This window comes from Leeuwenhoekiella parthenopeia, from assembly GCF_020782115.1.
In the GTDB taxonomy this organism is placed as follows: domain Bacteria; phylum Bacteroidota; class Bacteroidia; order Flavobacteriales; family Flavobacteriaceae; genus Leeuwenhoekiella; species Leeuwenhoekiella parthenopeia.
Window position 1 is genome coordinate 33,840 of record NZ_JAJGMW010000021.1, and the last position, 25,944, is coordinate 59,783.

Genomic DNA, 25,944 nt, shown 5'->3' on the forward strand with positions numbered 1-25,944 from the left:
TTAAATCATGCGATTTTCAACTTTTTTATCCTTCAGTATTCCGCTCAACTTTAAACACATACTGAGTTGTGTATTGGGATTAACCTGTGGTCTTTTCGCGAATGCGCAACAGGACTTTACCCAATATGTAAATCCGTTTATCGGGACTTCAAATTTTGGAGCCACCCATCCGGGAGCTATTGCCCCGCGTGGTATGGCCAGTGTTTCGCCATTTAACGTGGCAGGAGGCGATACCGATTTGGAAAAGGACAGTCGCTGGTTGTCCAATCCGTATGTGTATGAAAATCGTTTTTTAACCGGTTTTAGCCATGTCAATATGAGTGGCGTGGGTTGCCCCGACCTGGGCGTGATCTTAAGTATGCCAACCTCCGGCGCGCTGGAAACCGATCACTTAAAGTATGGAACGACCTATAAAAACGAGATCGCCAGGCCGGGTTATTATTCGGTCGAACTCGATAACGGCATCAAAACCGAATTGACGGCCAGTACCCGTGTGGGCATAAGCCGTTATCACTTTCCGGCAGGGAAGGCCAATTTGCTCCTCAATCTGGGACTGGGCCTTACCAACGAGCACGGGGCGGTGCTGAAATTCAATTCGCCCACCGAAGTGGAAGGCTCGCGTATGGTAGGTTCGTTTTGCTATAACAATGCCGAAAGCGCTTATCCCATCTATTTCGTGGCCCGTGTTTCTGAAGCTCCGGAAAATTTCGGGATCTGGGATAAACCCGCGACTTATAAAGGAGTTGAAGCCCAGTGGATGACCTATAACGGCAAAACCCGACTGAAGGAACAATTTATGAAAGAAGTCGTGGGTGACAGTATTGGTGCGTATTTTAAGTATGATTTTAAAGAAGCCACGCAGGTTACGCTTAAAGTGGGGATCTCGTATGTGAGTATTGCCAACGCCCGGGAGAATTTGGATAAAGAGGTTGGGGCATCAGAGTTTGATGCGGTTTATGCCGAAACCAAAAAAGCCTGGAATGATAAACTGGGCGTGGTTGAGGTTACGGGAGATGATCGGGATGATAAGACTATTTTTTACACGGCTTTATATCATACCCAGATCGCACCCAGCATTTTAAATGATGCTAATGGTGAATACCCCGAGATGAATACCCGCAAGACCAAACATACAAATGGAACCCGCTATACCGTATTTTCGCTGTGGGACACCTATCGCAATTACCATCAGTTGATGAGTTTGCTTTATCCTCAGGAACAACTGGATATGGTGAATTCCATGCTTGCTATTTATGACGAAAACGGCTGGTTACCCAAGTGGGAGCTCAACGCGACCGAGACGTTTACAATGGTAGGCGATCCTGCGGCCGTTGTGCTGGCCGATACTTATCTGCGCGGCATCACCGGTTTTGACGTGCAAAAGGCCTATAAAGCCATGCTCAAAAGTGCAGATACCCGTGAGGCCAATCCGGTGCGACCCGGCATCGGGGAATATATCGATCTGGGTTATGTGAGTTACGATTCGCACATTAAAGGCCCCGTATCTACCACTCAGGAATACAACATCGCCGATTATGCCATTGCCCGTCTGGCGGAAGCTTTGGGAGATAAAAAAACAGCCAAACGTTTTGATCAACGGGCGCTTTCGTATAAGAAATTGTACAATAAAAAATCAGGCTTTTTACAACCCAGGATGGCCGATGGCAGCTGGTATAAACCTTTTGATCCTTTGGCAGGTGCTAATTTTACAGAGAATCCCGGGTTTATTGAGGGCAATGCCTGGCAATATCTCTTTATGCAACCCCAGGATATTGAAGGAATGATTCAATTGATGGGAGGTAACCGCAAGTTTGAAGCAAAACTCGATGCGCTTTTTGAGCAGGGACAGTTTGATATGGCAAACGAACCCGATATCGCCTATCCGTTTTTATACAATTACCTGCCGGGTAAAGCATACAAAACCCGCAAAAAAGTAGACGAACTCATAGCTGCTTATTTTACGAATAAACCGGCAGGATTACCGGGTAATGACGATACCGGCACGATGAGCGCCTGGCTGGTGTATGCGATGATGGGTTTTTACCCGATGACTCCGGCTGATCCCGGCTATACCTTGACGCAGCCGCGGTTTGAGGAAGTGATTATTCATCTCGACCCTCAATTTTACGAGCGCGATGAGCTGGTAATCAAAAACGAAAGATCGCGGAAGTCAGAGGCTTCCGGTAAGTTTAGTTTAGACGGAAAGTCATTAAGTAATACGTATGTAGATCATAAAACCTGGGTGGAAGCCGGCGAGGTGATTTATAAGTGATTTGGCCAAAACCTGCCATTCATGTCATTTAGCTTCCCGCAGCGGTTGTCTATCGAATCTTTTTTGGAAACCTTAAAAAATTTAAGAATTTCAACTTAGCAACGAATAATATGTACTACATATTTTATTATATTTGGAATTGAATACGGTTTTTCCGGGAATTTTGAACGCTCAAAAAAAAGATAACAACCACTATGAAACCAGGTTTACAAGATTCAGCATTAATTAAATACGAACCGGCGGGTAAATTTGAAGAGACCCGTTTTGAGAAGATTCACAACATCAGTTTTGGGCAATCAACCGAAGCTTCGGCAATAGTTGCCCGTGAGATCGCAGATTTGATCCGCAGCAAAGCAGCTTCCGGTAAGCCCTGCGTTTTGGGTCTGGCTACCGGTTCTTCCCCCATTAATGTGTATGCCGAACTCGTGCGTATGCATCGTGAAGAGGGTTTGAGTTTTAAAAATGTGATCACCTTCAACCTGGATGAGTACTGGCCGATGGAAAAATCAGACGTGCAGAGCTATCATTACTTTATGCACGAGCATCTGTTTAACCATATTGACATACCTGCAGATCAGGTAAATATACCCGATGGTACCCTTTCGCAGGAAGAAATAAAACCTTTTTGCATCGCTTACGAAGCCAAAATCAAAGCTGTTGGCGGACTTGATTTTCAGCTTTTGGGAATTGGCCGCACGGGACACATTGGCTTCAATGAGCCGGGATCGCATTTCAACTCGGGTACGCGTATGATTACGCTTGATTATTTAACCCGTGCCGATGCTGCCGGTTCGTTTAGAGGTCTTTCTAACGTGCCAAAAAAGGCCATCACGATGGGTATCAATACCGTTTTGAGCGCTAAACGTATTGTGCTTTTGGGCTGGGGTCAAAATAAAGCCGAAATTTTAAAGGAAACCATTGAGGGCGAAATCTCCTCAACCGTGCCTGCTACCTATCTTCAGGAGCACGACAATACGACTTTTGTACTCGATGATGCTGCTGCTTCCGAACTTACCCGCGTAAAAACACCCTGGCTTGTAGGTACCTGTGACTGGACTAAAGAATTAACCGCCAAAGCGGTGTTTTGGCTTTGCGAAAAAACCGGAAAGACCATTTTAAGCCTTACCGATAAGGATTATAACGACCACGGGATGTCAGACCTGCTTGCCTTGCAAGGTTCGGCCTACAACCTCAATATCGAAATGTTTAACAAGCTGCAGCACACCATCACCGGCTGGCCCGGTGGAAAACCCGGGGCAGACGATACCAAGCGTCCCGAGCGTGCAGAGCCCGCGAGAAAACGTGTGATTATCTTTAGTCCGCATCCTGATGATGATGTGATCTCAATGGGTGGAACTTTTGATCGCCTGGTAGAGCAGGGGCACGAGGTACATATCGCATATCAGACTTCGGGAAATATCGCAGTGAGCGATACCGAAGCCTTGAAGTTTGCTGAAGTGGCAGCGCTTATGGGCAACAACGATTGCGAGCGTTTCAGTAAAATCGCAGATCAGATAAAAAATAAACAACGCAACGAGGTCGATCCGCTTGAGGTGCGTCAGCTAAAAGGTTTGATCAGACGCTGCGAATCTCTGGGAGCTACGCGTTTTGAAGGCGTTCCCGATGAGCATGTACACTTTTTAGACCTTCCGTTTTACGAAACCGGAGGGATCAAGAAAAACCCGATGTCTCAGGAAGATGTAGCTATCGTAAACGAATTGATCAGCAGCGTTAAGCCGCATCAGATCTACGCTGCGGGGGACCTTGCCGATCCGCACGGGACTCACAAAGTATGCCTTAATATCATTTTTGAATCGCTTGCTCAATTAAAGAGCGAAGCCTATATGAACGATTGCTGGGTCTGGTTATACCGCGGCGCCTGGCACGAGTTTGAAATGCACGAGATCGAGATGGCCGTGCCTATGAGTCCGGACCAGGTGCTTAAAAAGCGTCAGGCTATTTTCTACCATCAGTCTCAAAAAGACGGCGTGATGTTTCAGGGAGAAGATTTACGCGAGTTTTGGGTGCGTGCAGAAGACCGAAACAAAGAAACCGCTCAGAAATACCGGGCCCTGGGTCTGGCAGAATATGCAGCGATGGAAGCCTTTATGCGCTATCACTTTTAAAAAATAAAAGTACCTTTCTACCCTTAAATAGTAATTGTAATAAAAATAAGAATAAAGCATGGTAGTTCTTGAAAACCTCGATTATGCCATTATCATTGGCTTTTTTGCAATCACCCTGATTATAGGATTAATGGTTGCCAAAAAATCAGGCAAAAGTTCTGCCGAATATTTTTTATCAGGCCGAAATATGCCCTGGTGGCTTTTGGGTATTTCGATGGTGGCCACAACCTTTTCAACCGATACGCCTAACCTGGTAACCGATATTGTACGGAATCAGGGAGTAAGCGGCAACTGGGTCTGGTGGGCCTTTTTGATTACCGGTTTGCTTACTGTTTTTGTGTATGCCAAGCTTTGGCGCAAGTCTGAAGTGACCACCGATATCGAGTTTTACGAGTTGCGCTACGGCGGAAAGCCGGCCCGTTTTTTACGCGGTTTTCGTGCCGTGTATCTGGGTGTGATCTTTAACGTGCTTGCGATGAGTGCGGTAACTCTGGCAGCGATTAAAATCGGTCAGATTATGTTGGGGTTGAGTCCGTTGGAAACCATAGGTTACGCGGGTCTGGTAACGGTTATTTTCAGCACCGTGGGTGGTTTTAAAGGTGTTGTGTACACCGATTTTATTCTCTTTTTTGCAGCAATGGCCGGAGGTATAGGAGCAGCCTGGTATTGCGTTAACCTGCCTGAAGTGGGCGGTATGAGCGGACTCCTGAGCCACGCCGAAGTCATAGATAAGATCAACATCATGCCCGATTTTAATGATACAGCGACCCTGGTTACCCTGCTTATCATTCCGCTTGCGGTGCAATGGTGGAGCGCCTGGTATCCCGGTGCTGAACCCGGTGGCGGGGGCTATATCGCTCAGCGTATGCTTGCGGCCAAAGATGAAAATCACGCCATAGGAGCTACTTTTTTCTTTAATGCCCTGCATTATGCTTTGCGTCCCTGGCCGTGGATTTTGGTAGCGCTTTCATCATTGATTATTTATCCGGATATCGCCAGTATTCACGAGGCTTTTCCCAATATTGTAGAAAGTAAGCTGGGCGATGATTTGGCGTATTCGGCAATGTTGACCAAACTGCCTGCGGGTCTTTTGGGTCTGGTCATGGCTTCGTTGATCGCCGCCTATATGTCTACGATTTCAACCCACTTAAACTGGGGATCTTCGTATGTAGTTAATGACTTTTACGCACGCTACATCAAACCCGAAGCATCTCAAAAGGAACTGGTTAATGCCGGTCGTATTTCAACTGTACTGCTGATGATCATCAGCTCGGCTTTGGCTTTAATCCTTACCAATGCCTACCAGTTATTCAATATCATATTGATGTTTGGCGCGGGTACCGGACTCATTTTTATTTTGCGTTGGTTTTGGTGGCGTATTAATGCCTGGAGTGAAATCTCGGCTATGTTCTCTTCAGGAATCATTTCCATTCTGTTCAATTTTACCTCATTGGGAGTGGTGCTTTTTGGCACAGCCGAAGCAGACGGTATTTTGCCCTTTTGGTCAACCTATCCAATGATTGTATTGCTAACCACTATTGTATGGCTCAGTGTTACCTTCTTGACCCCGCCTGAAACCGAACGCACGCTTTTCGACTTTTACAAACGCACCCAACCCGGTGGTCCCGGCTGGGAGCGCATACTTGCGGAAGCACAGTTGCAGGGAAAAAATTTAGTTACTAAAACCCAAAAATGGTCTGTACCCGCAGGGATACTGGCTACTTTAGTGGGTTGTATTACCATATATGGTGCGCTCTTTAGCACCGGATACTGGATTTACGGGTTCTATACCCAGGCCGGTATTTTAACCGTACTCACGCTGATCGCAACTGTAGTTCTGGTAAAACTATGGCAGCGTATAAAAACGCGAGTTTTTTGAGTTTTTAATTGTTTCTGGTGAAAAGGCGTCCCGTTAATTCGGGGCGTTTTTTTTGTTTTAAACGGATAGTTACCAATTTGGTAAGTTTTGATATCTTTGGTAAAACCCTGGTCTAAAGTGAGAGTTATTGCAAAGCGAACATTACGGGATTTTTGGATAAAGCATTCCGACTGTGAAGAGCAGCTAAAATCCTGGTATCGGGAATTGGAGCGGTCGTCTTTTGAAACCATCCACGCGCTTAAGGATGAATATCCAACAGCCAGTGTTCTTCGGGAAAATCGAATTGTTTTCAACATCAAGGGCAATAAATACTGCCTTATTGTAAAAATTAATTTTGAGTTTCAGATTTGCTGGATTCGCTTTATGGGCACACACGCAGAATATGACAAAATAGATGCAAATACCATTTGATCATGAAAATAACACCTATACGAAATGAACAGGATTATCAGGATGCGCTAGAACGCCTAGAAGACATTTTTGATGCCAAAAAAGGTACTGAAGAGGGAGATGAACTTGAAATTCGTTCGATTTTAATTGAGCAGTACGAAAGTGAAAATTTTCCGATAGGTATGCCAGATCCTATTGAAGCCATTAAATTCAGAATGGAACAAATGGGTTTGAAACAGAGGGATTTAGCCGAAATAGTAGGTTTTGAAAGCAGGGTGAGCGAGATACTGAATAAAAAGCGAAAGCTAACTCTCGATATGATCAGAAAACTCAACATAAAGCTTCACATTCCTACCGAAGTTCTGGTTCAGGAATATTGAAATATAAAAAATGAAACTGTTTCGCAAACTGCTCAGATTTCTATTCTATGTCCTGTTGATCCCGGTAGGTTATCTGGTTGTTTCTTTGGTTCTGACAGCGATAACCGTTCCACGCGAGGCTAAAGATCAACCCGCAGATCAGGTAATCTATCTCAAAACCAATGGGGTGCATTTAGATATTGTTCTGCCCAGAGCGGCTATGACTGCCGATTTGAGTAAAGATTTGAAAAGGACTGATGCAGACGCCTATATGTCTTTTGGCTGGGGAGATGAAAATTTCTACATCAATACGCCTACCTGGGGAGATCTGACTTTTGCAAATGCCTTTAGAGCCTTGTTTTTAGAAAGTACCACGCTGATGCATTTAACCCGTTACCGCAACAAGCAGGAGGACTGGTTAGAAGTGCGTCTGAGTGTGGAAGAATTAGAAAAAATCAACACCTATCTGGTAAACAGCTTCAAACCGGATGCCAATGGTAATAAGGAAATGTTGAAGGATGCCGGCTATGGTTCCCGCGATGATTTTTATAAGGCTAACGGGAGTTATTCGTGTATTAAAACCTGCAATACCTGGGTAAATACGGCATTTAAAGAAAGTGGTTTAAAAGCCTGTTTATGGACACCTTTTGATTTTGGGTTGATGGGGAAATATGATTAGAATATGAAGGGTAAAGAGTTGATTTTTTTGCTGATGCTAATTGTGTCTTTACTGGTTTTACCTATGTATAGTATAGGCTGGGAAGCATTGCACCCCGAGTCTCAAATAGATGTCAATATTCACGATACATACTTTATAATTCCAACTCTTCCTGCAATTTGTGTTTATATCGTATTTATCATTTTTAGTATTTACCTGTTTCGGGTTTTACTACAGAAGTTCAGAAATAAGATTGCAAATTTGATCTTGATTGTATCTACCATGGCCTTAATACTAATCTTTACCTTTTTAATTTGTCTCTTTAGGCTTTGGGAGAGTACTTCTTCCGGTTATCATTCTTCAACTGAAGGAATAGTAACAACTCAAGGCAATGTATGGAATGTTGTTTTTTGGATTCTTATAAGTATTCAGTTGGCTTTGGTAATTCTTTTGGTACTGACGGCATTTAAAACCGGTAGGCTTTTTGGGCAAAGCCAAAAGGATTCGGTGTTATTGCGTTTTACAGGTAAAGAATCCAGGCACAATTAAGGCTTGAGCATTCTGATTTCATAAAGAACTCCTAACACCTTGGCGTCACTAAGCTACGCAGAGCCGTCATTCAGCGATTATTTTTCAGGTAAACCCGCACTTCTTTTAGCTTTAAAGAATAAATTAGTGGTATTTACACCCAAAGCTTGAATACCTGATACCATTTTATGCAAAAAGCTACACAAAAGACATCGTATTCCGGTTTTGCTAAATGCAGCTGCCTCGTGCTGAGTTTTATCCTTTCGGGGATTTTGTCAGTTCGTGCGCAGGGTAAAATTCCGCCTCATGCCGCTTATAAAAATCCGGGTCTTTCCATAGAACAGCGCGTTGACGATCTCCTCAAGCGTATGACTCCCGAAGAAAAAGTAGGTCAGCTTTCAACCTTGCTGGGTTGGCCTATGTATACCAAAACCAAAAATGGGGTAGTGGCCAGCGAAGCGCTCAAAACCGCAGTAGCTACGCAAAACATCGGAGCGCTCTGGGGCACCTTGCGCGCCGATCCCTGGACTCAAAAAACATTACAAACCGGCCTCAATCCGCAATTGGCTGCAAAGGCTACAAATGCCATCCAAAAGATTGCTGTTGAGGAAAGCAGGCTGGGCATCCCCTTATTCTTAGCCGAAGAAGCCATGCACGGGCATATGGCCATTGGCACAACCGAATTCCCCGCAGCTATCGCTCAGGCCAGCACTTTTAACCCCGATCTCAATCAAAAAATGGGCGCTGCCATCGCGGCGGAATTACGCGCTCAGGGAGCGCACATCGGCTACGGACCCATCCTCGATTTGGCACGCGAGCCGCGCTGGTCACGAGTAGAGGAAACCTTTGGGGAAGATCCCTATCTCATTGCAGAAATGGGTTTGGGCCTTATTAAAGGATTTCAGGGATCAGGCATCGATCAAAAAGACCGGGTTATTTCGACCTTAAAGCATTTTGCAGCTTACGGCGTCTCTGAGGGCGGACACAACGGCGGCGCGGTTCACGTGGGGGAGCGCGAACTCATGCAGGCGTATATGTATCCCTTTAAAAAGGCGATTGACAACGGTGCCCTGTCGGTTATGACTGCCTACAGTTCGGTAGACGGGATTCCCAGTACGGCTCATAAAAAACTGCTTACCGGATTGCTTCGGGAGCAATGGGGTTTTAAAGGTTTTGTGGTTTCCGATCTGGGGAGTATAGAAGGTATAAAGAACGACCATCACGCAGCCGCGACTTTAGAAGAGGCTGCGGCCCTTGCGATGAATGCCGGTGTAGATGTTGACCTGGGCGGAAACGGTTTTGACGACGCATTATTTTCAGCCTTTAAGGCGGGTGACGTCAGTGAGGACAGATTAGATGAAGCGGTTAAAAACGTACTTCGGCTGAAGTTTAAAATGGGGCTTTTTGAAAATCCTTATGTAGATGAAAAGCTTCCGGCGAAAGTGGTGCGCAACCCGCAACACAGTGCCCTGGCCAAAGAAGTAGCACTTGAAGGCATCACCCTGCTCAAAAATGAAGGCAATCTGCTTCCGCTTTCCAAAGAGCTAAAAAAAATTGCAGTGATCGGGCCAAACGCCGATACGATGTACAATCAATTGGGGGATTACACAGCACCTCAGGATCCTGAGTATATCATCACGCCACTTGAAGGTATTCGGGCAAAATGGCCAAATGCCGAAGTAACTTATATAAAAGGGACTGCCATCCGCGATACCACCCAGACCGATATTCCTGCGGCAATAGCAGCGGCAAAAGAAGCCGAAGTAGCAATCGTGGTACTCGGAGGTTCCAGCGCCCGTGACTTTAAAACCGAATACCTGCAGACCGGTGCTGCAAGCGTTTCTTCCAAAGAAGATGAACTTTTAAGCGATATGGAAAGCGGGGAGGGTTACGACCGTTCTACCCTTGACCTGATGGGAAAACAGCTCGAACTCCTGCAGGCTGTAGCCGCAACCGGCACCCCAACCGTATTAGTGTTGATTACCGGCAGACCTTTATTAATCAACTGGCCTGCCAAACACATTCCTGCTATTCTGGACGCCTGGTACCCGGGTTCACAGGGCGGCCATGCGCTGGCAGAGGTTTTGATTGGTGATTATAATCCGGCGGGTCGTTTACCCATTTCCATCCCGAGATCGGTAGGCCAAACGCCGGTTTATTACAACCACTGGTGGCCCAAACGCCGCGATTATGTAGAAGAGTCGGCCGGTGCGCTTTATACCTTTGGTCATGGTCTGAGCTATACGCAATTTGAGTATTCAGGTTTGACTATTTCGCAAAGCGGAAACGGAAAGGACACTGCATTTGATGTTTCGGTTACTGTAAAAAATACGGGTGATCATGACGGGGATGAGGTGGTGCAGCTCTACCTGCGCGATGAGGTGAGCAGTGTGGTGACGCCGGTTAAGCAATTACGCGGCTTTAAGCGTATTCATTTAGCCAAAGGCGAAAGCAAAACACTTTCCTTTCAAATTACGCCTGAAGATTTAGCGCTCTATAATGTAGATATGGATTTTGTAGCCGAAGCCGGAAGCTTTGAAATACAGCTTGGTGCATCTTCACAGGACATCCGGTTAACCGATAAGCTGACGCTTACTGAAACGATACCTATAAAAAACTAAAAACGAATTCATGAAAACCCTTTTACCCCTAAATAGGTTTATACTTTGGACTGTGCTGTACGGCACCCTAACCGGCAGCACGGCCCTTTTTGCTCAGGGCGGCAACCTGCACGAGCAGTCTGAAGTCTATGTGGCACCTACAGATCCTTTGGTTCAGCAAAAGCTGAAAACCTGGGGCGATCAAAAGTTTGGGATGCTCATTCATTGGGGTGTTTATGCGGTTCCCGGAATTATTGAATCCTGGCAATTGTGCTCGGAGCCCTGGCTGGAGCGGCCCGAAGGGATTTCGTATAACGACTATAAAAAATGGTACTGGAATTTGAGTTCGGTTTTTAACCCGGTCAATTTTGATCCCGACAGTTGGGCGGAAGCTGCCGCAGATGCCGGGATGAAGTACGTGGTGTTTACCACCAAACATCACGATGGTTTTAATATGTTTGACACGCAGCAAACCGACTATAAAATCACCAACGGACCCTTTAAAAACCATCCCAAAGCCAATGTGGCCAAGTATGTGTTTGAAGCCTTCCGCAATAGGGATTTTATGATTGGGGCTTATTATTCAAAGCCCGACTGGCACAATCAGGACTTCTGGTGGGATAAATACGCTACGCCAGACCGAAATGTGAACTACGACATTCGCAAATACCCCGAAAAATGGAAGAGCTATCAGGATTTCACCTACAATCAGATCAGCGAACTGATGCATGATTACGGGGCTATTGATATTTTGTGGTTAGACGGCGGCTGGGTGCGCCCACGCGAAACCGTAACCGACGAAGTGCGTGCCTGGGGAGCACCGATTCCTGAGTTTGGTCAGGAAGTAAACATGCCCCGCATCGCAGCAATGGCCCGCGAGGCCCAGCCGGGAATCATTTTTGCCGATCGCACCGTTCACGGTCCCTATGAAAATTACCAGACCCCCGAGCGTAAAATTCCCGATACCAAACTCGATCATCCCTGGGAGACCTGCATGACACTGGGTAACAACTGGGGCTATGTGCCAAATGATAATTTTAAAACTTCGGCAGAAGTCATTCACAGCTTAGTTGAAGTGGTCGCCAAAGGCGGAAATATGCTGCTGGGCGTTGGTCCCCAACCCGATGGTTTGCTTCCTCCCGATGCGCTTCCTATTTTGGCCGAAATAGGCGACTGGCTTGATCAAAATGCAGAAGCCATCTACGGCACACACGCGATTGATACCTATCAGGATAACAACACCTGGTTTACGGCCAATGATAAAGAAACCTTCGCGATTAGCCTGCTTGAAACCGGAAAAGAAGTGCCTAAATCAATCAGTTGGTCCGGTAAGCTTCCGAAGAAGGGAAGCACCTTGCGATTGGTAAGTACGGGTCAAAAGTTAAGCTATACCCTAAACGGAACTACCGTTAGCGTTCAGATACCTTCCGAAGTGCGAAAAAGCGCTAAAGCCGCTTTAGCATTTTCATTTAAAAATTAAAGCTTTATGAAACAGATATTTGGTTTTACCGCCATTCTTTCCATACTCCTCTTTAGTTCGTGCGAGCAGGATAAAAATAACGAAGCACCGGAACCATACGGTCCACTACCAAGTGCCGAACAATTGGCCTGGTACGATATGGAAATGAATGCATTTATTCATTTTACCATCAACACCTTTACCGATAAGGAATGGGGTTATGGTGATGAGTCTCCCGAACTTTTTAATCCCACCGGGCTTGACACCGACCAGTGGATGTCTACCCTTAAAGATGCCGGATTTAGCGGTGCAATTTTAACCGCCAAACACCATGATGGTTTTGCGCTGTGGCCTTCAGCCTATACCGAGCACGATATTGCCGCGAGTCCGTATAAAGACGGGAAGGGCGATTTGGTAAAGCAAGTAGCGCAATCGGCTAAGAAATACGATCTCGATTTTGGAGTCTATCTGTCTCCCTGGGACCGCAATCGTGCTGATTATGGCGAACCCTCGTATGTCGATTATTACCGCAACCAGGTCAAAGAATTGTTTACCGGTTACGGGCCGGTTTTTGAAATGTGGTTTGACGGCGCTAACGGTGGCGATGGCTATTATGGCGGGGATAATGAAGAACGCAAAATAGACCGCGAGACCTATTACGATTGGCCTAAGACTATTGCAATGGCTAAAGAAATGCAGCCGCAGGTGTTGTTTTTTAGCGATGCGGGACCCGATTTGCGTTGGGTAGGCAACGAGGCCGGGATAGGCGGAAAAACCAACTGGAACACCATTACCACCGATACTTTGTATGCGGGCAAGTCTGATATTTATGATTTGCTTCAAACCGGTTCTCCTGACGGAACCAGCTGGGTACCGGCCGAGGTAAATACATCCATCCGTCCGGGATGGTTTTATCATGCTTCGGAAGATTCGCTGGTACGCACACCCGAAAATTTATTTGAATTGTACCTCACTTCGGTAGGGCGCGGTTCAACCTTGTTGCTCAATATTCCTCCCGATCGTCGAGGTCTGTTTCACGAAAATGATGTGGCCGCCCTGCAGGGATTCCGCAAGATATTAGACAGCGTTTTTGCTACTAACCTGGCGGAAAAAGCAACGGCTACCGCAAGCAGCCATCGCGGTAAGGTCGAAGTATTTGATGCGGCAAAAGTATTAGATGGTAAAGCTGAAACCTACTGGACAACTGATGACGGTGTGACCACAGGAAGCCTGGAACTGACCTGGGATGCACCTCAAAAACTGAATTATCTGGTGCTTCAGGAATATATAAAGCTGGGGCAACGCGTAGCGGCTTTTACCGTTTCAGTCTGGGAAAATAACGCCTGGAAGGAAATCGCCAGCGAGACCACCATCGGTCACAAACGCATTTTAAAATTAAACGGGGTGGAAACCTCAAAAGTAAAAGTGGAGATCACAGAAGCTTTGGCTTGTCCGTTGATTTCAAACGTAGAAGTGTATTAAAAATCCAATCCTATGAAACATTCTGTAATGTTACGTATAAGCCTTGCACTTGTTATTTTTTCGCTTTGCGGAAATCTGAGCGCTCAAAAAGCTGAGCTTTCAGTAATTCCTATTCCAACGGAATATGAGTTGGGTGAGGGCAATTTTGTGATCGATCAGCGTACGGTTTTGTATGCAGATTCTGCTCAGGCTGAAGTTATGCACATTGCCGAAAGCTTTCAGAAGCAATTGCGAACCGTAAGCGGCATGCTGCTGCCCATACGGCCACTTGCTGACTTTGAAGATCAGCAACACGCGGTGGTTTTTCAGCTTTTATCTGATGAAGAATTAGGTGCAGAAGGGTATCACCTGGAAGTAACTCCAAATCATATTTTAGCCCAGGCAAATAAACCTGCCGGACTTTTCTACGCCCTGCAAACGGTATATCAGTTGCTTCCGCCTGAAGTGGTTAAAAATGAAGTAGTACGTGCAGTAGACTGGACGGTTCCTGCAGTAACAATTACCGATGTTCCGGCTTATAAATGGCGTGGTTTGCACCTGGACACCGGGCGGCACATCAGTTCGATAGCATTTATCAAAAAATACCTGGATCAGATGGCGGCGCATAAGCTGAATACCTTTCACTGGCATTTAACTGAAGATCAGGGTTGGCGCTTACAGATCAAAAAATATCCGTTGCTGACTGAAGTGGGTGCGTATCGCGACTCGACTCTAGTAGGTCATTACGGAACCGGCAAATACGACGGCAAGCGCTACGGCGGATACTACACACAAGAGGAAGCCCGCGAAATTGTTGCTTACGCCAAAGAGCGCTACATTGCTGTGGTACCCGAGATCGAAATGCCCGGTCACGCCACCGCCGCAGTTGCATCGTATCCCCAATTGGGAAATACAGATGAGCCGGTTAAAACGGTAACCACCTGGGGTGTTTTTCCGGATATTTTTAATGTGGAAGAAAGCACATTTGATTTTCTCGAAGATGTTTTGGTTGAAGTGATGGATATTTTTCCTTCCAAATACATCCATATTGGTGGGGATGAGGCACCAAAAGACCAATGGGAAACTTCGGAGCGCATTCAGTTTAAAATAGATTCCTTAGGATTGAAAGATGAGCACGAGTTGCAGAGTTATTTCATCACCCGTATTGAAAAATTCCTGAATTCAAAAGGCCGTCAAATCATCGGTTGGGATGAAATTCTGGAAGGGGGGCTGGCACCAAACGCTGCGGTCATGTCCTGGCGCGGGGAAGAAGGTGGAATTGCTGCCGCGAAGGATGCACATTATGTCGTGATGTCGCCGGGTTCGCATTTGTATTTTGACCATGGGCAGGGCGATCCCGATCAGGAACCCTTAAACATAGGCGGATACCTGCCATTGGAAAAAGTATATTCTTACAAACCCACGCCTGATGCCCTGTCTGATGAAGAGGCTCAATACATTATGGGCGCTCAGGCCAATGTGTGGACGGAGTATTTACCCACTTCAGACAGCAGGGAGTATATGGTTTTTCCACGTATCAGTGCATTGGCTGAGGTGGTTTGGAGCGGGGAGGATCACAAAGACTGGGAGAGTTTTAAAAAACGCATTCCGCAGCAATTGGAGCGCTATGAGTTGCAGGATCTCAACTATTCCAATACGATTTACAATGTGGAGATTCGGGCAGAATACGATGAAAAAGCTAAAAATTTTGAGGTCGTATTACATCCGCAATGGGAGGGAAGTGTGCGTTATACTTTAGACGGAAGCACGCCAACAGCGTCTTCAAACGCGTATGAGAAACCACTGAAGCTTAAAGCAGGAATCACGGTTAAAGCCGGACTATTTTCAGACTCTAAGTTGTTGGGAAGCATTACTTCTGAAACTATGTTAACTCCGCAACCCAAAAACTAATTTTTATGGCATCACCCTATTTAAAAGAAGCTTGTGTAGAATCGTTAGAACAGGCCCTGGCTGCCGAGGCAAAGGGAGCAGACCGCCTGGAACTCTGTGCCTACCTGGCTTTTGACGGACTCACCCCTGCGCCCGATCTGATCAAAAAAGTGATCGGGCAGGTAAAGATTCCGGTTCGGGTGATCATCAGACCACGCAATGGGGATTTTAAATACAACGAAGAGGAGCTCAATCATATGCAAAGCGGAATCGAGTTGTGTAAAAAGCTCGGTGCTGAAGGGGTGGTATTTGGAGCCCTGAATCCGGACAATACCTTAAATATCGAAGCGCTAAAGCAATTGACCAAAGCGGCAAAACCTTTAAACGTGGTGATTCATAAATCCATCGACGCAACTCCAAATCCGCTCGAAGCTTTACAACAGGTATTGGAGCTTAATGGAATAGATACCGTGCTTACCTCAGGCGGAAAATCGAATGCTTTTGATGGAGCGGAGACGTTGAAAGCCATGCTCGAGTTAGCAGCTGATAAAATCGAGGTTATGCCTGCCGGAAAAATAACCCAGTTTAATTTGCAGGAGCTTCACGCACATTTGGGAGCCAAAGCCTATCACGGAAGCCGCATTGTAGGCGAATTGAGCAAGTGATTATGTACCGCATTTTCATACTATTCTTTGCCGGGTTTCTGCTAAATTCCTGCGTTCAGAATCAAACACCACAGGTACAGATAATAGCAGATGAATTTATTTTTAACGAGGCTCCGTTTAAACAATGTCACGCTTCAACGCTTGTGGAAACCCTTGACGGTGAGATTCTCGCGGCATGGTTCGGCGGGGAATACGAGCGGCATCCTGAGGTAAGTATCTACACCAGTCGGCTCACTCAGAACGCCTGGTCTGTACCTGAAAAAGTGGCTGACGGCCAGACTGCGATTGACAGTATAAGCTATCCTACCTGGAATCCGGTTTTATTTAAGAATGCCGAGAATAAATTACTCCTGTTTTATAAAGAAGGTCCGTCACCCTCAACCTGGTGGGGAATGTTGAAAGTTTCAGGAGATACCGGTAAAACCTGGTCTGAAGCAAAACGGCTACCCGACGGCATCCTTGGTCCTGTAAAAAATAAACCCATCCAATTGGGATCTGGCGTGATTGTGAGTCCGTCAAGCGTTGAAAGCGAAGGGGGCGAGGTCTGGAAATCCCATATTGAACTGTCCTATGATCAGGGCTATACATCGGAAAGGATAGCCATTCCTTCCGCAGATACGGTAAAGGTGATTCAGCCTAGCCTACTTCAGCTTAAAGACGGAAGTTTAAAAGCCTTAATGCGCAGCGATCAGAATTATTTGATGGAAAGTACGAGCAACGACAATGGTAAAACCTGGTCTGAAGCTGTAACAAGTAAGGTGCTCAATCCCAACAGCGGGGTAGATGCAGTGACTTTAGAAGATGGTACTTTTCTATTGGTTTACAATCCCACCGAGGCCGGTGCAGACTGGGCAGACGGTCGTAACAAACTCAATCTGGCCTACAGTGCAGACGGTGACAACTGGGAAGATGTTTTAGTCCTGAAAAACGCAACCGAAGGTGAGTTTAGCTATCCGGCGATCATTCAGGACGCTCAGGGATTTGTACATATCTCCTATACCCACAACCGCAACAAAATCAGGTATGTGAAGCTTCGGGTTGAGAGGTAACCTAAATGTAATTACTTCAGAAGAAATGCTAGCCGGGTTCTAGGTGTATCTTTTAGTTGTATAGTTCGGATTCTTCAGTCTTTTCAAATTTGAATTCTTCAGATTTAACTATAATTCTATAGGGTTTAATCATTGGAAATGCCCGATACAGATTAATATTTCAACGTTTAGGAGTTTAAACCTGTTATTTGTCATTTTCCAGAGGTTGTCTACATAGCCTATTTTGTTACTTAACTTCTGAGAGGTGTTATCTGTCGAAATAGTTTCTTTTAACATGAATTTATAAACATCTTTAAGAAAGAATTAAGCTTTCACTAACAAAAACATAACCTAATCAAAACCAATATTCTATGATAAAATATTATGTATCAGATGCTGAAAACCCAGTAAAAACGGGACTTAACTAAGTCCTGAAACGTATAACAACCGGGAACTCAGATACTACTTTCAGGTTCTCTGCTGTTAACTATGAATGCAAACAATTTCTAAACAATTAAATCATCTAAAAACCTATCTAAAATGAAGTTGAAAACTATATACCTCTTGGTTTTTGGTCTTTTGAGTTTCTCCGGAATTCTGGCCCAGACCGTTACAGGTACAGTTACCGATTCTTCGGGAAATCCTGTGCCGGGAGTAAATGTTATTGAAAAAGGCACTTCTAATGGAACGTCAACAGATTTTGACGGCAACTATTCTATTGATGTTTCCGGCTCTAATGCAATTCTTGAATTTTCTGCTCTTGGCTTTGTTACAGTAGAGCGGCCTGCTTCTTCCGGCGGTGTTATTAACATAAGCTTAGAGGAAAGTACAGAAGAACTCAATGCCGTTGTGGTTACCGCATTAGGTATCAAAAAGGAGCAAAAGGCTTTGGGTTACTCACTTACTGAAGTAAGTGGTGAGGCCGTAGCAGAAGTTCCTCAGGTAAATGCCATCAATGCCCTTCAAGGTAAAATCGCAGGTGTTAATATAACGGGAGCGGCTACAGGACCTGCAGGTACGAGTAAAGTGGTGATACGGGGTGTGTCGTCTTTAAGTGGTACTTCACAGCCATTGTATATCGTAGATGGAATCCCTATTAACAACCAAAATCTGGGGTCTGCCAGCAGATGGGGTGGTTCAGACTTTGGTGACGGTGTTTCCGGTATTAACCCGGATGACATTGAAAGCATAAGCGTGCTAAAAGGGGGTGCTGCCGCTGCACTTTACGGGTCACGTGCATCTGCCGGGGTTATCGTGATTACTACAAAATCAGGTAAAGGGCAAAAGGGACTTGGTATTGATATCTCAAGCTCTTACCAGTTAGAGACTGTAATGACTGATCTTTATGAGTTTCAAACAACTTATGGGCAGGGTATCAATGGAGTGGCGCCTTCTTCTCAGCAGGAAGCTTTAGACGCGGGAATGCAATCCTGGGGAGCCAGATTGGGTAGCGTATCTTCTGCAGTACAGTTTGACGGAGTGAGCCGTCCTTATGCATATACAGGCGATAACATTGACAAGTATTATGAGACCGGAACAACTGCCATTAATACAGTCGCCATTAGTCAGGCAGGGGAGAATTACAATTTACGTTTTTCAGCTACCGATTTGTCTAATGATGATATAACCCCAAATGCAGGTTTGAACAGAAAGACATTTTCTTTAAATGCAGGAGCTGTGCTTGCAGACAAACTTACCCTTAACGTAAGTGGAAAATACATCATTGAGGGAGTTAACAACCGTCCCCGATCTTCAGATTCTCCGGGTAATGGAAACTTTACTGTAGCGCTTTCACCTCCAAACATTGATGTAAATAATTACAAGCCTGGTTTTAACGAAGAAGGAACAGAGTTTTTAATTTCTTCTAATCAGTATCATCAAAACCCGTATTGGACTGCTTATAGATTCAGCAATGAAAGCGATAAAGACAGATTTATAGGTTCTACGACCCTTAAATATCAATTTACAGACGAGCTTTATCTTTTAGGCAGAACAGGTATAGATCAATTTACGGCTCGTTTAACTTCGGTTGAGCCTTACGGTACTGCTTATAAACCAAGAGGCGGAATGCAGGAACAAACGTTCAATGTGAAAACTGTTGACGCCGACGTGATTTTAGGTTTTGACAAACAAATTACTGATGATATTGCGACTTCAACTTTGGTTGGTGCCAACTCTAACTATGTGAAAAACGAGTTTATCAATTTAATCGGGAATGACTTTGTTATTCCGTCACTGGTAAATATCGAGAATGTGGCCAATAGAAATTACAGTTATCAATTGAGTCGGGTAAAGAGAAATGGAGTTTATTTCTCATCAGAGTTTTCATTTAGAAACTACCTATATGTAACTGTAACCGGAAGAAATGACTGGTTCTCAACACTTTCCAAAGAAGGTAAAACCGCGCCTAACAACTATTTCTATCCTTCCGTTAACTCCAGTTTTGTCTTCTCAGATGCTTTTGAGATGCCGGAATGGATCAGCTTTGGTAAACTAAGAGCCGGCTATTCTGATGTAGGTGGTGGTGCTAATGATCCGTATCAACTGGCTTTAACCTATGCTATTACAGATACCTATACAGCTACCGGACCAACAGTTTCTTTGGGTGGTATAAACAATTCTTCACTGCCTAATGAAAATCTGGAACCTTTTTCAAAGAAGGAATATGAAGTAGGTTTGGACCTGCGCTTATTTAAGAGTCGTTTAAATCTTGATTTAACCTATTACTCAAATAAGACAGAGAATGATATCGTAAACATAAATACTTCCACAGCTTCGGGTTATAGCAGTGCGAGTATCAACATCGGAGAGCTTCAAAACAGAGGTGTTGAAATGTTATTAAGTGGAAGTCCTGTTAAAAACACAGATTTTGAATGGAACGTGAGTTACAATCTTACTTACAATAAAAACGAAGTTACCAAGACAGATAATGATGGTAACCCCATTTTTCCGGGTGATGCAGCTTATGGAGTTAACTCGCAATCGGGATTCTTGGTAGGATATCCAGCAGCCACCATTTACGGAACCACTTTTATACGAGATGAGGATGGAAACATTCAGTACGATAGCAATGGTGCTCCTACGATAGGTCCAAATGATGTCATAGGTCAGGGTGTTGCACCGTGGACAATGGGTATTACCAATACCTTTAATTATAAGAATTTCGAGTTTTCCTTCTTAATTGACGGCAAGTTTGGTGGTGATATATTCTCAGGAACAAGTGCTTTTGCAAATTACTATGGTTCAAGTAAAAACACTTTGGTAGGGCGAGAAAATGGCCTAACAGTTACCGGAGTCAATGCAGCAGGTAATGATTTCTCAACGACTATTGCGCCAGAGAATCTAAGAACGTACTATCAAAGACTTTACGATATAGCGGAGGCTAACGTTCAGGACGCTGATTTTATCAAACTAAGACAGCTAAGCCTAGGCTATTCACTACCATCCAGTCTTCTTGAAAGTACATTTATTAGAAGTGCACGTGTCTCTTTCATAGGTAGAAACCTATTCTTCTTAATGAGAAAAACCGAAAATATAGATCCGGAATCTGCTTATAACAATACGTTCGCAAATGGTATTGAGCGTTTTGGACTGCCTTCCACAAGAAGTTACGGATTAAGTGTTGATGTAAAGTTTTAAAAAAAGAAACATGAAAAATATTTTAATAAAAGCGACGCTACTACTTCTCGTATTAACTACCGGGGTTTCGTGCGACAAGGGGTTTGACGAACTTAACGTTGATCCTACCAAATCAAATGAACTTGATCTTCAATATAAGTTTCCAAAAGCAATTCTATATGCTTCAGGACAACGCTATGAATCCTGGAGGGGAAACTTAATTTACTGCTCAACAATGATTCAGCACCTTGCAAATACACAGGGCTACTGGAGTGGAGACAAGTATTTTTATAATGCGGCCTATTCTTCGGCATACTGGGATGCACAATATCCGCAGACTATTAAGTCCATTGAAGATATGAAGTTTCAGTTGGAATCTGAAGAACTAACGGGTTCTCCGGAATATGCGATGGTAAGAATACTGCGTGTTTTTGCTTACAGCCGAATCACTGACCTGTATGGGGATGTTCCTTATTCTCAGGCAGGAAAGGCCTTTATTGAAGGGGTAACCAGACCGGTTTATGACAAGCAGGAAGACATCTATGCAGATATGCTTAAAGAACTTGAAGAAGCCACAACTGCCCTAAGCAGTGGAACCTCAACGATAGGATCAGCAGATATTATTTATAATGGCGATCTTTCAAAATGGAAGAAATGGGGCAACTCGTTAATGCTTCGTTTGGCTTTGCGTATGGTGAAAGTTGATCCTGCTGCCGCTCAGGAGTGGGCCGGCAAAGCAATCGCAGGTGGGGTGATGGAATCTTATGATGATATCGCTTACATCACGCACCAGACCGGAGGTAATGGTATCATTAGAAACGGTAATGGAGAAGTATTTACAGCAGATCGCTCTGCTCGTATAAGCAAGACCTTTCTTGATATGCTTGAAGAGCGTAATGATCCAAGAATACGGGTATATGCTGCACTTCCTCCAGATAATGGGGTAGTTGATGACAACCCTGCCAACCAAAAAGGCTTACCTAATGGTCTCGATGCAACTACAATCCAAAGCTATAGCGGTGGTGCTGATTTGAGTACCTATTCTGAACCAAACTCTAAATTCTTGATGAGTGAGGGAGCACCTATGTTCTGGCAAACGTATGCGGAGGTAGAGTTTATGCTTGCCGAAGCTGCCGTAAGATGGGGCCTTGCGGGTGGCGCAGCTGCTGCGGCTACGCATTATGAAGATGGGGTTACTGCTGCGATGAAGTATCTTGCAATATATGACCCGGGAGCAACTATTTCAGATACTGCGATTGCAGATTATCTAACAGCCAATCCATACGATGCTGCTAATGCCTTAGAACAGATTAACACCCAGTATTACCTCGCTATTTTCCTGAATGAATATGAGGCCTATGCAAACTGGAGACGTACCGGAATACCGGCACTTACTCCTGTGAATTACGAGGGTAATGATACGGGCGGGACTATTCCTCGCCGTTTGGTTTATCCTACTAATGAAGCTGTTCTTAATGCTGAGAATTACAATGCAGTAATTTCAGATCAGGGACCAGATAGACTTACTACACGTATGTGGTGGGATGCCGAATAAGCTTATTTTTTTGATCTAGCCTTATAAAAAAGGGAGAGGAGACTCTCCCTTTTTTTGTATATTTTTAAATCTACAGATGCTTTTTATGAACAGATTTTGTACCCTTAGCTTCTACTGCATTGCTCTGATTTTTAATGGCATTTTCATACATGCGCAAACATCAATAGAGCAGCTTAAGCAATTCACTCTGCTTGAATCTTCAAAAACAGGGATTCATTTCAATAATCTTCTGGATGAAAATACCGAACGTAATATTTTGCTTTACGACAATTTTTACGGCGGGGCAGGAGTAGGTATTGGTGATTTTAATCGGGATGGTTTGCAGGACATCTATTTCGCAGGAAACCTCGTAGACGGTAAGTTGTATCTCAACACAGGTGATTTGAAGTTTGAAGATGCTTCCGCAAATTCCGGTTTGGTACACGATGGCGGTTGGACTACAGGCGTAACGGTGGCAGACGTAAATAATGATGGCTGGCCGGATATTTACCTAAGCCGCGAATTGTATGATGAGAAACCTGAACTGCGTCGTAATTTATTGTATATCAACAACGGTGATGCGACGTTTACAGAATCGGCAGAGCAGTATGGTGTGGCTGATCAACAGCGCACGCGTCACGCTTCCTTTTTTGATTATAATAAAGATGGTTTTCTCGATCTGATCCTGCTCACCCAACCACCCAATCCCGGGAGCTATTCCAAGTATTCCGGTACTAACCTGTTAAGGCCTGAATATCATATTAAGCTCTATAAGAATCGGGGTGGTAATTCTTTTGTTGAGGTTTCATCCCTTGCAGGAGTGGCTAAATCAGGCTATCCCAATGCAGTATCCACCAGTGATTTCAACAATGACGGCTGGACAGACATCTACGTAGCCAACGATTTTGATGCTCCAGATTTGCTCTACATCAATAATCAGGACGGAACCTTTAGCAATGTGATTGATGAGGCCATGAATCACATATCCTTTTACAGTATGGGAGTTGATGTGGCAGACATCAATAATGATGGCCAACTCGATATTTTTACCGTTGATATGGCGGCGGAAGACAATTACCGCTCCAAAGCCAATATGAGCGGAATGAATCCGGATGCATTTTGGAAAGTGGTAAACGACGGCGGGCATTATCAATATATGTACAATACGTTTCAGCTTTCTAACGGAAACGGTACTTACAGCGATGTTGCCCAACTTTTTGGAATGGCGAAGACTGACTGGAGCTGGAGTAACCTTATCGCAGATTTTGATAACGATGGGTTAAAAGACACTTACGTTTCAAACGGTCTTTTACGCGATATCCGGAATACCGATGCAGATAAAAAAGTAGCTAAGTATGTAGCCGAAGCCTTGCAGAATTATGCCGCAGAAAATCCTGACGACAATTCTGAAGTTAGTGTTTGGGACGTTGTAGAACTCGACCGTATTTTAGAACTCATTCCGTCTCAACCTTTGAAAAATTACGCATATAAAAACAAAGATGATCTTAAGTTTGATAAAGTAACGGAAGCATGGGGACTTGATCAGGAATCCTTTTCTAATGGAGCGGCCTATGCTGATCTCGATAACGACGGCGATCTGGATCTGGTCGTAAATAACATCAATGCCGAGGCCTTTGTGTATAAGAACAATGCAGAGCAGTTCAGAAATGCCAATTATTTGAGAGTAAAGCTTAACAGTAACGCTCATAAGCCGGTTCTGGGTTCGCGAATAGTCGCTTACAACTCGGGTCAATCTCAATTGCTGGAAACTACAAACGTAAGAGGAATCTACAGCACCAGTGAGCAAACCGCTCATTTCGGACTTGGAGCAGCGACCCGTTTAGACAGTCTTGTGGTCATTTGGCCAAACAGTCAAAAGACAATTCTTAAAAATCTCCCTGCAAACCGGGAACTCACTTTGGTAATGGAAGAAGCTGATGCCAGCTCTGGGCCAGTTGCAGATCAAAATGAGTCGAAATTTTTCGAGAAAACCGAAGCTGTTCCCATTCAATTGGTTCATACTGAGAATGACTACGACGATTACACCAATCAGGTACTGCTTCCGCATAAAATGTCACAGTTTGGCCCGGCCCTGGCTAAGGGAGATGTAAATAATGACGGATTAGAAGATTTATTTTTTGGAGGAGCAAGTGGTTACTCCCCAAGACTTTTTGTTCAGGATGAAGATGGAAAGTTCGAATCAATAAACGCTGATTTCTGGGATAAGGAAAATGCCTTTGAAGATGTAGATGCCGTATTTTTTGATGTAGATGGCGATGGTTTTCAGGATTTGTACGTGGTAAGTGGCGGTAATGAATATCCCGTAAACGATTTTCATTATGTAGATCGCATATATCTCAATGACCAAAAAGGAAATTTTAAAAAAGGAGCCATTCAGAATATTGGTCGCGACAGCGGTTCTGCGGTTAGAGCGTTAGATTATGATAATGACGGTGATATCGACTTGTTTGTGGGCGGAAAGCACTGGCCACATCAGTACCCGCTTCCGGCAAGCAGTATGTTGCTAGTCAACGAGAATAATCGTTTGGTTAATAGAACCAAAGAACTGGCACCCGAATTGGAAAATATCGGGATGGTTACCGATGCAGTCTGGTCTGACATAGACGGGGACGGCGATTCAGATTTAATGTTGGTGGGGGAATGGATGCCGGTAACGGTATTCTTAAATACAAACGGGAATCTAAAGCGGGCAGATACAATGGGTTTAGGGAATTCGACAGGGTGGTGGTTTGCTATTGTAAAGGGAGATTTTGATAGGGATGGAGATGAAGATTTTATAGTTGGCAATCTGGGGCTAAACTATAAATACCAGACCTCTTCGGAAGAGCCTTTCGATATTTATTACAACGATTTTGATGGGAATGGGTCTTACGATATTGTACTCAGCTATCACGATGATGATAAACACTTTCCGCTTAGAGGTTTTTCATGCTCTTCTCAACAGATTCCCGGGCTTAAGGCTGAAATAAAGCAGTACGATATTTTTGCATCTCTGGAACTCGACGCGATTTATGGCGAGAAAAAACTCGATAAATCCCTGCATTACGTGGCAGATACGTTTGCTTCGGTTTACCTTGAGAATACCGGTGATGGGGGCATTGAAATGCATGAATTACCCAGAATGGCACAGCTTTCAAGCATTAATGATTTGCTGGTTGAAGATTTCGACAGCGATGGTAATCTCGATGTTTTGGCAGTGGGTAATCTTTTCGTTTCAGAAATTGAAACGCCACGCAATGATGCCGGTACGGGACTGTTGCTTTTAGGTAATGGCGCAGGCGGTTTTGAGCCCGTTTCGGTTTTAGGCTCCGGCTTTTTTGCAAATCGGGACGCCAGGAAAATAACCGAGATACAAATAGGGAAAGATCGTTTTGTACTTGTGGCTAATAATGATAGCGAGGCACAATGGTTTAAATTGAAAAACGATGTGGCTCCAAAAGCTCTAACTAACTGATA

16 protein-coding genes are annotated in these 25,944 nt (G+C 44.5%); all 16 read left to right on the forward strand.

Annotated features, from left to right (window positions below; genetic code table 11):
• Positions 1 to 7: 7 nt before the first annotated feature.
• The 16 genes from LLW17_RS14450 (at position 8) to LLW17_RS14525 (ending at position 25,942) form a co-directional block, all read left to right on the forward strand.
• Positions 8 to 2,272 (forward strand): GH92 family glycosyl hydrolase, encoded by a 2,265-nt coding sequence (locus LLW17_RS14450; protein WP_228231002.1) that lies wholly within the window; start codon positions 8 to 10, stop codon positions 2,270 to 2,272.
• Between the two features lie 194 nt (positions 2,273 to 2,466).
• Positions 2,467 to 4,398, forward strand: a complete 1,932-nt coding sequence (nagB, locus tag LLW17_RS14455) for a glucosamine-6-phosphate deaminase (RefSeq protein ID WP_228231003.1) — start codon at positions 2,467 to 2,469, stop codon at positions 4,396 to 4,398.
• A gap of 58 nt (positions 4,399 to 4,456) precedes the next feature.
• The gene (locus LLW17_RS14460) at positions 4,457 to 6,277 is read left to right on the forward strand and encodes a sodium:solute symporter family protein (RefSeq protein WP_228231004.1); all 1,821 of its coding nucleotides are present in this window, start codon (positions 4,457 to 4,459) and stop codon (positions 6,275 to 6,277) included.
• Between the two features lie 117 nt (positions 6,278 to 6,394).
• A complete protein-coding gene (locus tag LLW17_RS14465; protein WP_228231005.1) occupies positions 6,395 to 6,688 on the forward strand; it encodes a type II toxin-antitoxin system HigB family toxin in 294 nt (97 codons plus the stop codon).
• A 2-nt stretch (positions 6,689 to 6,690) separates the two neighbouring features.
• Positions 6,691 to 7,047, forward strand: coding sequence for a helix-turn-helix domain-containing protein (locus tag LLW17_RS14470; protein ID WP_099646820.1), 357 nt, complete (start codon positions 6,691 to 6,693; stop codon positions 7,045 to 7,047).
• A gap of 10 nt (positions 7,048 to 7,057) precedes the next feature.
• A complete protein-coding gene (locus tag LLW17_RS14475) occupies positions 7,058 to 7,705 on the forward strand; it encodes a TIGR02117 family protein (protein WP_228231006.1) in 648 nt (215 codons plus the stop codon).
• 3 nt (positions 7,706 to 7,708) lie between these two features.
• Positions 7,709 to 8,233, forward strand: coding sequence for a hypothetical protein (locus LLW17_RS14480; protein WP_228231007.1), 525 nt, complete (start codon positions 7,709 to 7,711; stop codon positions 8,231 to 8,233).
• A gap of 167 nt (positions 8,234 to 8,400) precedes the next feature.
• A complete protein-coding gene (locus LLW17_RS14485) occupies positions 8,401 to 10,833 on the forward strand; it encodes a glycoside hydrolase family 3 N-terminal domain-containing protein (protein ID WP_228231008.1) in 2,433 nt (810 codons plus the stop codon).
• 10 nt (positions 10,834 to 10,843) lie between these two features.
• Positions 10,844 to 12,292: an alpha-L-fucosidase gene (locus tag LLW17_RS14490; RefSeq protein ID WP_228231009.1), complete on the forward strand. Its 1,449-nt coding sequence runs from the start codon at positions 10,844 to 10,846 to the stop codon at positions 12,290 to 12,292.
• 6 nt (positions 12,293 to 12,298) lie between these two features.
• Positions 12,299 to 13,753: an alpha-L-fucosidase gene (locus LLW17_RS14495; RefSeq protein WP_228231010.1), complete on the forward strand. Its 1,455-nt coding sequence runs from the start codon at positions 12,299 to 12,301 to the stop codon at positions 13,751 to 13,753.
• Between the two features lie 12 nt (positions 13,754 to 13,765).
• Positions 13,766 to 15,643 carry a beta-N-acetylhexosaminidase gene (locus tag LLW17_RS14500; protein ID WP_228231011.1) on the forward strand — a complete coding sequence of 626 codons (1,878 nt, stop codon included), beginning with the start codon at positions 13,766 to 13,768 and terminating at the stop codon, positions 15,641 to 15,643.
• 5 nt (positions 15,644 to 15,648) lie between these two features.
• The gene (locus LLW17_RS14505; protein ID WP_228231012.1) at positions 15,649 to 16,287 is read left to right on the forward strand and encodes a copper homeostasis protein CutC; all 639 of its coding nucleotides are present in this window, start codon (positions 15,649 to 15,651) and stop codon (positions 16,285 to 16,287) included.
• A gap of 2 nt (positions 16,288 to 16,289) precedes the next feature.
• Positions 16,290 to 17,336 (forward strand): sialidase family protein, encoded by a 1,047-nt coding sequence (locus LLW17_RS14510; RefSeq protein ID WP_228231013.1) that lies wholly within the window; start codon positions 16,290 to 16,292, stop codon positions 17,334 to 17,336.
• Positions 17,337 to 17,855: 519 nt separating this feature from the next.
• Positions 17,856 to 20,954: a SusC/RagA family TonB-linked outer membrane protein gene (locus LLW17_RS14515; RefSeq protein ID WP_228231014.1), complete on the forward strand. Its 3,099-nt coding sequence runs from the start codon at positions 17,856 to 17,858 to the stop codon at positions 20,952 to 20,954.
• A 10-nt stretch (positions 20,955 to 20,964) separates the two neighbouring features.
• The gene (locus tag LLW17_RS14520) at positions 20,965 to 22,488 is read left to right on the forward strand and encodes a SusD/RagB family nutrient-binding outer membrane lipoprotein (RefSeq protein ID WP_228231015.1); all 1,524 of its coding nucleotides are present in this window, start codon (positions 20,965 to 20,967) and stop codon (positions 22,486 to 22,488) included.
• A gap of 85 nt (positions 22,489 to 22,573) precedes the next feature.
• Complete coding sequence (locus LLW17_RS14525; protein WP_228231016.1) at positions 22,574 to 25,942, forward strand: VCBS repeat-containing protein; 3,369 nt, start codon at positions 22,574 to 22,576, stop codon at positions 25,940 to 25,942.
• Positions 25,943 to 25,944: the final 2 nt, after the last annotated feature.

Bases quoted from the DNA above. Each gene is read 5' to 3' on its own strand.
- LLW17_RS14495 (WP_228231010.1), top strand. From the start codon at position 12,299: ATGAAACAGATATTTGGTTTTACCGCCATTCTTTCCATACTCCTCTTT.
- LLW17_RS14475 (WP_228231006.1), top strand. From the start codon at position 7,058: ATGAAACTGTTTCGCAAACTGCTCAGATTTCTATTCTATGTCCTGTTG.
- nagB (WP_228231003.1), top strand. From the start codon at position 2,467: ATGAAACCAGGTTTACAAGATTCAGCATTAATTAAATACGAACCGGCG.
- LLW17_RS14515 (WP_228231014.1), top strand. From the start codon at position 17,856: ATGAAGTTGAAAACTATATACCTCTTGGTTTTTGGTCTTTTGAGTTTC.
- LLW17_RS14470 (WP_099646820.1), top strand. From the start codon at position 6,691: ATGAAAATAACACCTATACGAAATGAACAGGATTATCAGGATGCGCTA.
- LLW17_RS14525 (WP_228231016.1), top strand. From the start codon at position 22,574: ATGAACAGATTTTGTACCCTTAGCTTCTACTGCATTGCTCTGATTTTT.
- LLW17_RS14500 (WP_228231011.1), top strand. From the start codon at position 13,766: ATGAAACATTCTGTAATGTTACGTATAAGCCTTGCACTTGTTATTTTT.
- LLW17_RS14510 (WP_228231013.1), top strand. From the start codon at position 16,290: ATGTACCGCATTTTCATACTATTCTTTGCCGGGTTTCTGCTAAATTCC.
- LLW17_RS14480 (WP_228231007.1), top strand. From the start codon at position 7,709: ATGAAGGGTAAAGAGTTGATTTTTTTGCTGATGCTAATTGTGTCTTTA.
- LLW17_RS14450 (WP_228231002.1), top strand. From the start codon at position 8: ATGCGATTTTCAACTTTTTTATCCTTCAGTATTCCGCTCAACTTTAAA.
- LLW17_RS14460 (WP_228231004.1), top strand. From the start codon at position 4,457: ATGGTAGTTCTTGAAAACCTCGATTATGCCATTATCATTGGCTTTTTT.
- LLW17_RS14520 (WP_228231015.1), top strand. From the start codon at position 20,965: ATGAAAAATATTTTAATAAAAGCGACGCTACTACTTCTCGTATTAACT.
- LLW17_RS14505 (WP_228231012.1), top strand. From the start codon at position 15,649: ATGGCATCACCCTATTTAAAAGAAGCTTGTGTAGAATCGTTAGAACAG.
- LLW17_RS14485 (WP_228231008.1), top strand. From the start codon at position 8,401: ATGCAAAAAGCTACACAAAAGACATCGTATTCCGGTTTTGCTAAATGC.
- LLW17_RS14490 (WP_228231009.1), top strand. From the start codon at position 10,844: ATGAAAACCCTTTTACCCCTAAATAGGTTTATACTTTGGACTGTGCTG.